The organism is Streptomyces sp. NPDC000941 (assembly GCF_053599555.1).
Genome location: NZ_JBSFMM010000076.1, coordinates 41438 through 47910 on the forward strand (window position 1 = coordinate 41438; position 6473 = coordinate 47910).

At 69.0% G+C, this 6473-nt stretch carries 7 protein-coding genes; 1 reads left to right on the plus strand and 6 read right to left on the minus strand.

Annotated features, from left to right (window positions below; all coding sequences use genetic code 11):
- Positions 1 to 9: 9 nt before the first annotated feature.
- From ACWDSL_RS24315 to ACWDSL_RS24340, 6 genes are all read right to left on the minus strand, one after another.
- Positions 10 to 2142: a serine/threonine-protein kinase gene (locus ACWDSL_RS24315; protein ID WP_450488674.1), complete on the minus strand. Its 2133-nt coding sequence runs from the start codon at positions 2140 to 2142 to the stop codon at positions 10 to 12.
- Between the two features lie 34 nt (positions 2143 to 2176).
- Entirely contained in the window at positions 2177 to 2926 is a 750-nt protein-coding gene (locus ACWDSL_RS24320) for a cation transporter (protein ID WP_450488676.1), read from the minus strand.
- Positions 2926 to 3261 carry an ArsR/SmtB family transcription factor gene (locus ACWDSL_RS24325; RefSeq protein ID WP_450488678.1) on the minus strand — a complete coding sequence of 112 codons (336 nt, stop codon included), beginning with the start codon at positions 3259 to 3261 and terminating at the stop codon, positions 2926 to 2928. The genes ACWDSL_RS24320 and ACWDSL_RS24325 overlap by 1 nt, the downstream gene beginning before the upstream one ends.
- 155 nt (positions 3262 to 3416) lie before the next feature.
- A complete protein-coding gene (locus ACWDSL_RS24330) occupies positions 3417 to 5246 on the minus strand; it encodes a protein kinase domain-containing protein (RefSeq protein ID WP_450488680.1) in 1830 nt (609 codons plus the stop codon).
- A gap of 76 nt (positions 5247 to 5322) precedes the next feature.
- The gene (locus ACWDSL_RS24335; protein WP_450488682.1) at positions 5323 to 5550 is read right to left on the minus strand and encodes a DUF397 domain-containing protein; all 228 of its coding nucleotides are present in this window, start codon (positions 5548 to 5550) and stop codon (positions 5323 to 5325) included.
- Positions 5537 to 5812: a Scr1 family TA system antitoxin-like transcriptional regulator gene (locus tag ACWDSL_RS24340; RefSeq protein ID WP_450488684.1), complete on the minus strand. Its 276-nt coding sequence runs from the start codon at positions 5810 to 5812 to the stop codon at positions 5537 to 5539. The genes ACWDSL_RS24335 and ACWDSL_RS24340 overlap by 14 nt, the downstream gene beginning before the upstream one ends.
- On the opposite strand from ACWDSL_RS24340, the gene ACWDSL_RS24345 reads away from it, so the two are divergent.
- Positions 5811 to 6002: a hypothetical protein gene (locus ACWDSL_RS24345; protein ID WP_450488686.1), complete on the plus strand. Its 192-nt coding sequence runs from the start codon at positions 5811 to 5813 to the stop codon at positions 6000 to 6002. The two genes, ACWDSL_RS24340 and ACWDSL_RS24345, sit on opposite strands and share 2 nt — an antisense overlap.
- The last annotated feature ends 471 nt before the right edge of the window (positions 6003 to 6473 follow it).

The following is a 6473-nucleotide window of genomic DNA, read 5'->3' on the forward strand; positions in this document are numbered from 1 at the left end:
ATCAGCTGCCTATGGTGCGGCGGCAGTCCAGCTCTGATCGTCGCTTTCATCGCATTCGATCGTCTGCAGTTGATAGCCGTTCTCCAAAGGAGATTCGGTGTCTTTCAGGCAGAGACCGGTCTTCACGTTGTGCAGAGTGGAATTGTCGCCGGAGGTATCCCAGCCCTGATAATCGCCCTCATTGCATGAATGCGTGTACACCTCGCCGGATTCGTTGCTGTCCAGGCAGAGATCGGTCGCCACGTCACGCAGTTCGAACTCTTCCCCCGATATATTCCACTTCCCGTCGTCGCTCCCATTCTCGGAGCAGTCGCTCAAGTGCGGGCCACCGGAGCCGCTGGCGCTCAAGCAGCGATCAGCCGCCACATTGCGCAGCACGGAACTGTCGCCGGAGATGTTCCACTTCTGGCGATCGCTGCTGTCGCATTCGATCGTGCGCAACGTGCCGTCGTCGTTGGCCTCCAGACAGAGACCGGTCGTCGCATTGCGCAGTACGGACTTGTTGGATATGTTCCACCGCTGCTGATCGGTGTCATCACAAGTGGACATACTCAGCTCGCCGGCATCGTCACTGCCCATGCACATATCGCTTGCCGCATCACGCAGACTGAATCCCTTCCCGGCCGCAGTCCATTTCTGGAAGCCGCCACCGTTGCAGTCGAATGCGTAGGCTTCTCCGTCGCCGTTACTGTCCAGGCAACGTCCGGTCGCCGCGTTGGTGAATGTTTTAACGGTCGAATCTAATGCTTTTGGGGGTGACCCGGCCTTCGCCGGGGGGTTCGCGGGGGAGGTCTTTTCCTGTGAGGACTCCTCCGACGGGGTTTTCTGCGGTGTGCTGCCCTGCGAGGAGTGCGACGAGGAGGCGCCGTCGTTCTTGTCGTCGCCTCGGTTCGGGAGCCAGATGAGCGCGGCGGCGACGGCGATCGCGACGACGGCGAGCGCCGCAAGGCCCGTTACCAGTCGGCGCTTCCGGGGATTCCCCGGCCGCCCTCCGGATTGCGGGTCGTAGACGGTTCTCGGGGGTATGGACGGCGAGGCGGGCGTCGAGGAAGGCGTCTGGGCCGACTGGACCGTCTGGGCCGACGGCTGAGGTTGCATGGGCAATGTGGGGGGCGGCGCGGGCGCGGGAAGGAAGGCCGGAGGCAGCCACCCGGTGGTCGGAAGCACCTCGGTCAGGCCGAGCTTGGCTCCGGCCTGTCGACAGAGGGCCACCACCTCGGCGGGCGTGGGCCGCGCCGCGGGGTCCTTCGCCAGGCAGCGGCTGATGACGGGCCGTATCTCCGCCGGGCAGGCGGTGAGATCGGGGACATCGCGATCGATGCGGTACAGCACGGCCGGGCCCGGCCCGTCCCCGAAGGGGTGGACGCCGGTCGCGGCGACGTACCCGGTCAGGCCGAGCGCGAAGACATCGATGGCCGGGGTCACCGCGGTACCCCTGAGCTGTTCCGGAGACATGTACAGGGGGGTGCCGATGCGCATGTCGGTGCCGGTCAGCGGAGTGGCCTCGGCGGCCCGCGCGATCCCGAAGTCGATGACGGCGGGGCCGTCCGGCGCCAGGATGACATTCCCCGGCTTGAGATCCCGGTGGGTGACCTGCACCGCGTGGATGGCCTCCAGCGCGTGGGCCACGCCCGCGATCAGCCGCAGGGCCGCGTCCGGCGGCAGCGGTCCGTGTGTGGTGACAGCCGTCGCGAGCGACAGGCCCGGGGCGTACTCGGTGGCCAGCCAGGGCATGGCCCCTTGGGTGTTGCTGTCGACGACCGGCAGGATGTAGCGCCCCCGCACCTGCCGGCTGGCGCGCACCTCCTGCTCGAACCGCTGCCGGAACTTCGGGTCCTCGGCGAACTCGTCATGCACCACCTTCAGCGCGATCGGCTGCCCGCCCCGTGTGGCGGTGAGGTACACCGTCCCCATGCCGCCCGCCCCCAGCCGCCCTTGGAGCGCGTAACCCGCAATGTCACGCGGATCTCCCGGTTTCAGCGGCCGAATTCCCGCCACGCGATCCCTCCCTCTCCACACCTCTGGCATACGCGTGACGACGCACGACCAGTCAACTACCGTAGACCCGCGTAAAATACCCCGGTGATCCGGTCGTCGGCACAGCAGCAGGTCGGTGTGGGTGCGGAAGCCGATGGCGGCCATGATTTGCTGCTTGCCGCCCCGATGTGGCAGATGGTCAGCCGCAGCAGTCGCAGCCGGGACGGCAGGCACAGGCGTCCTGCTCGGGACGGGAGTCCTGCTCGGGACGGGCGTCCTGCTCGGCGTCGGCGGACGGGACCGCCGCGGTGGCCGGGGCCGCGCAGCAGCCCTTGCCTCGCCAGGCGTCGCGGCCTTCCTTCACAGCGGCGGCGGCGATGACGAGGGCGGCGATCGGGTCGGCCCATGACCAGCCGAGGGTGGCGTTGAGCACCAGGCCGACCAGGAGCGCGGCGGACAGGTACGTGCACAGGAGCGTCTGCTTGGAGTCGGCGACCGCCGATGCGGACCCGAGTTCGCGGCCGGCGCGGCGCTGGGCGGCGGACAGAAACGGCATGACCGCGAGGGAGAGCGCGGCGAGCACGATGCCGGGGATGGAGCGTTCGGCCTCACTGGTGCCGGTCAGGGCTCGTGCGGCGTCGACGGTGACGTACGCGGCGAGCGCGAAGAACGAGACGGCGATGATCCGCAGGGCGGTCTTCTCGCGGGTCTCCCGTACGTGGTGCTCGGAGGCGGAGAACTGCCAGGCGACCGCGGCGGCGGAGGAGACTTCGATGATCGAGTCCAGACCGAAGCCGATCAGCGCGGTGGAGGAGGCGACGGTGCCGGCGGTGAGGGCGGCGACCGCCTCGATGACGTTGTAGGTGATGGTCGCGGCCACGAGCAGCCGTATCCGGCGGGTGAGCGCGTCGCGCCGGGCGGGGGACGGCCCGAGGGATATCGCGGTCATCAGCAGCACCCCTTGGTCTCGGCATCGACGCACGTGCGGTCGGTGGCGACGGCCACCACAGCGGTGCGCAGGTCGTCCAGCGCGTGGCCGAGGCGTTCGTCGGCGAGCTCGTAGCGGGTGCGGCGGCCGTCGGGCACGGTGACGACCAGGCCGCAGTCGCGCAGGCACGCCAGGTGGTTCGACAGCCGGGTGCGCGAGATGCCGAGCGCGTCGGCGAGATCGGCGGGGTAGGCGGGGGCGTCGCGCAGGGCGAGCAGGACGCGGCAGCGGATCGGGTCGGCGAGCGCGCGGCCGAACCGCGCCAGCACCTCGATGTCGGAGGCAACGGTCAGCACACGTATGAGAGTACAGGAAGTCATGAATTCAGCGGACCGTGGATCATCGACCGGGCCCGCAGGTGGCGCCGTACCGCCGGTCTCCCCGTCGGCATGGCGCCCCCACCCCTTAAAAAAATCGCTTGCTCTGCGTCAAGCGATTTTTTGAAGGGGGGCTAGTAGGGCACCGTGCCGCACCAGGTCTCCGCCCAGGCGGAGGCGCCGTGGGTGTTGGCCGCGCGCACCGTGACGCAGATCTCGTCACCGGAGAAGGGGCCCTTGATCGTGTAGCTGGTGCCCCCCGTGGAGTAGACCGTGTTGACGTTCTTCTCCGTGTAGTTGCTGCCCTTGTTGGTGTAGCGGATGTCGTACCTGGTCGCCCGGGAGATCGCCGACCAGCTCACCTTGAGCGGCATGTCACACGCGCCGACACAGGAGTTGGTGTAATCAAGCCGGTAGCTCTTCATAGCGGGCGGCGGCGACCCGGAGGACGTGCCGCTGGAGCCGGATGAACCTCCGCCGCCCGCGGTTGACTTACCGCCGCCCGAGCCCGGAGAAGAGCCGGACCCGCCGTTGTCGGAACCACTGTCGCCACTGGATGAACTGCTGCCGCCGTCATCATCCGACGACCCGGAGCTACGGTTGCTCTTCTGGGCGTTCGGCTTGTCCGTCTCCCTACCCTTCTTGCCGTCGTCCCCGCTCTTCTTCTTTTGTCCCTTGGAAGGCGAACTGTCGGGCGCGCTCGGCGAGGTGCTGCCACCAGAAGCGGCGCTCGCGCCACTGCTCGGTGACTGGGCATGCGTTCCGCCCCCGCCGCCACCCCCAAAGGGCTGAAGCAGGGCGACCGTGCCGCCGCCTGCGGTGATGACGACGACGATGGGCAGCGCGATGAGCCTGCGGCGCCGACGAGGCTTCGGCTCCCGCTCCTGCTTCGAGGCTCCGGCGCCCGGGTCGACCGGTCCGGCTGGGTCGACTTTGGGAGGCCCGTCCTTCGGCCGCAGCCCGACGGTCGCCAGGTCTGTGGACTCCTCCCGCAGTGGCGCCGCCTCGGCGTCGAGCAGCCGTGCGGACTGCCGCGCGAGGTGCGCGACGACACCGGCAGGCAGCCAGTCGCCGCGCGTGGCGGGGGGACGCACCCGCTCGGGGTCCTCCAACAAGGCGTCTACGTCCGGACGTTGATCGACGTCCTTCACCAGACAGCGGGCGATGAGCGCCCGCAGCGAGGCGTCCTCGACCCCCGTCAGATCGGGCTCGCCCTCCACGATCTCGAACATCACCGCGTGCTGATTGGCCGCCCTCTTCCCGAACGGCAGTCGCGCGGTCGCCGCATACGTCAGCACGCACCCGAGGGTGAACACATCGCTCTTGACCCCCGCGCGCTGCCCGCGCACCTGCTCGGGCGACATGAACCCGGGAGACCCGACGACCATCCCCGTGCTGGTCAACAAGGACTCGACGGACGTCTCCAGAGCCCGCGCGATCCCGAAGTCGATGACCTTCGTACCGTCCATGGTGAGCATCACGTTGGACGGCTTCAGATCGCGGTGCACGATCCCGGCGCCGTGAATGTCCTTGAGCGCCTTCAGCAGCCCATCGGCGAGGGCGTGCAGGGTCGACGTCGGCAACGGCCCGTGCCGTTTGACGACTTGCTCAAGCGAGAGCCCGGGAACGTATCCCGTGGCGACCCACGGCGGTTCGTCGTCCGGCCCCGCGTCGAGCACCGGCGCCGTGTACCGCTCCCCGACCCTCCGCGCCGCCTCGATCTCCCGCCGGAACCGCGCCCTGAAGTGCTCGTCGGACACATGCTCCTCGTGCACCACCTTCACGGCCACGGTCCGACCGCTGTCCGACCGCGCGAGGAACACCCGCCCCATCCCGCCGGCCCCAAGCCGCCCGAGCAACAGATACGGGCCTATGCGCGCCGGGTCGCTCACCGCGAGCGGCTTGATGCCTCCATCGACATGGCCGTCCGGCTCATCAGGCCCGTCCGCCTTCGTACCGCTCATGATGGTTTGGCTCCCCCCGCCATCTTCGCCTGGTCAACGGCGCAACCCGGATGAGAATAGACGGTGTGGGGCGGGGTCAGGTGGTCGGGAACTCCCCGTGCTTGACGGCGGAGACGAACACGGACCACGCGGGCGTCTCGAACACGAGGGCCGGGCCCTCGGGGGCCTTGCTGTCGCGGACAGGTATGTCGGCGTGGCCTCGGGCGACCTCAAGGCATTCGGCCTGATTACCGCCGCTGTAACTGGACTTGTACCACCCGGTGAAGGTGGACGCGTCGGAGACGGTGTGCTCACTGCTGACCATGCGCGTGTTCCTCTGCTGCCGCCCTGACGAGGGCCAGTGACTTCTGCTGCGACAACGCGTCGCTCAGCGCCAGAGCGTAGGCGGTCTGGCTGGCCTTCACCAGTGACGGATCATCGATCAAGTTGCCAGTGAGGAAGGCCTCGACGTAGGCCACCGGGGCGGAGTCCTCAAAGCTCATGAGAGTGAGCAGACTCTGCTGGAGCGCGTGAGCTCCAGCGCTGTAGGGCAGTACGTGCAGCCGCAGACGTCCCGCTCCGGCCATGTCTGCGATCCGGCACGCCCGAGCGTTGCTGGACGCCCCCCAAGCGGATGCGCGAGAACTCCGCTACCTCGCGGAACGCCTGTGTGAGGCGTTGCGCGATGTGCTGCGGGTCGCCGAGAGCAGGGGCGCCCGCCTGCCCTCGTACGACGAAGGTGACGGCCCGGCACCCGCCGGGGGCGGCCGTGGCTGACTGGCAGGTCGGTCCCGTTCCGGGCCGGGGTTGCGTCGGGCGGCCGATGGGGAACCCGCGCCGCGCGGGACCAGGCACGTTCCGGGCCGGATCGCTACCGACCTTCGCGGGTGCAGATGCGCTTCGCCTGTGCGCCGTCTCGCGGCATTCGGTTCGGGCGGGTGCGGGTTTCGTCTCGGACCCTCCGGGTCCAAAGCGCCGGCGAGAAGGGGGAAGGGGGGGCAGCTGGCCGGTTGTTCCGGTTCCTCGGCCTGGTGGACGGCTGAGCTTAAGGCTGGCTCCGCTGCGCTCCGCCGCAGCTGCTGCCGCGCGGTGGCCGACCGGCCAGCCCAACGGTGCGCTCGATCGGGGCGCGGGAGCGCGACGGACAGGCGAGCACCGACGGACAGGACCGCCCCCGCCCCACTCCCCGTCGCAGGTCTTGGTTGTGGTGAGTATGAGACAGCGACACGCCGAAGCGACGGCGTGTCG